Raw genomic sequence first — 1,075 nt, 5'->3', positions numbered from 1 at the left:
GTGGTATAATGTGTGAAACGAAATGTGGGGCATCTGCCTTGCAAATCGGAATTTGTGAGGTGGTATCATGAATAAAATTAAGCTGACTGCACTTCCTTGTATATGTGCAGATGTTTTTTACGGTACTGAAATAATCAGACCGGGAGGAGAAGCATTGAATTTTGCTGCGCATGCCTCGCACTTTAAGGATATAGATGTTACGCTTCTTGGTGTTGTCGGAAAAGATAAATATGCAGAAGCGATAATGGATTCAATATCAAAGCTTGATATTGATAAAAACCATATACGCATTGATGAAAGGTATCAGACTGCAAATAATATGACTTACCTTACAGAATCGGGCGATAGGTATTATAAAGATGATTCATGGAACGGAGAAATTCTCGATAACATCGTACTGAATGATAATGAAATCAAAATCTTATCAAGATCCGATGTAGTCTTTGTTCATTTCTGGGCTTCGTGTTTTTCGCAAGTAGTTGAACTGAAGGAAACGCTTGGCTTTAAGCTTGCGGTAGATTTTGATGTATATAGAGATTTTGCAGATATGGAACGATTTGCTCCGCATGTTGATTTCTTTATGATAAGCGGCTCGGAAGAACTCCTGCCGAGGTTCAAAGAATTATCGAATAAATACCGTTGCCTGTTCAACGTGTCACTTGCAGAACGTGGAAGCGTTACATACTTTAATGGACAGGAATTCAAAGTGCAAGCTGTGAAAGTTGAAAGCATAATTGACACGACCGGTTGTGGTGACAGCTATCACGCCGGATTTGTCTGCTCATATATGCTCGAAAATAATATTGAAAAGGCTATGAATGTCGGTTCTGAAATTGCAGCAGAAACCTTAAAACATTACGGTGGATTTTGAATAATCAGAAACACAACTTCCAGTTTGCAAAGATAATCATAGCTATAAAACCAGCATTTCCTCCAACAAATCAGATGATCATATGCTCCCCCCGAAAGGAGCGTTCCTATGGACGATTCCATGAAACGAAGTCCCTGGCGAATCGCCAATGCCACCGTTTTGCTGCTGCATCTTGCGTTGCCGGTGTGGCTGTTTGCCTTGATG

The 1,075-nt window shown here is 40.3% G+C and carries 1 protein-coding gene; it reads left to right on the top strand.

Annotated features, from left to right (window positions below; genetic code table 11):
- The first annotated feature begins 67 nt into the window (after nucleotides 1-67).
- The gene (locus QVO51_RS04255) at nucleotides 68-871 is read left to right on the top strand and encodes a PfkB family carbohydrate kinase (protein ID WP_022357363.1); all 804 of its coding nucleotides are present in this window, start codon (nucleotides 68-70) and stop codon (nucleotides 869-871) included.
- Nucleotides 872-1,075 lie beyond the last annotated feature (204 nt).

This window comes from Ruminococcus sp. CAG:379 (genome assembly GCF_000434255.1).
GTDB lineage: Bacteria > Bacillota > Clostridia > Oscillospirales > Ruminococcaceae > Ruminococcus_F > Ruminococcus_F champanellensis.
The sequence above is the reverse complement of the archived record's forward strand: the minus strand, read 5'-3'. Positions and strand labels throughout refer to the sequence as shown.

Coding starts and splice junctions, on each gene's coding strand:
- QVO51_RS04255 (WP_022357363.1), top strand. CDS start 68: ATGAATAAAATTAAGCTGACTGCACTTCCTTGTATATGTGCAGATGTT.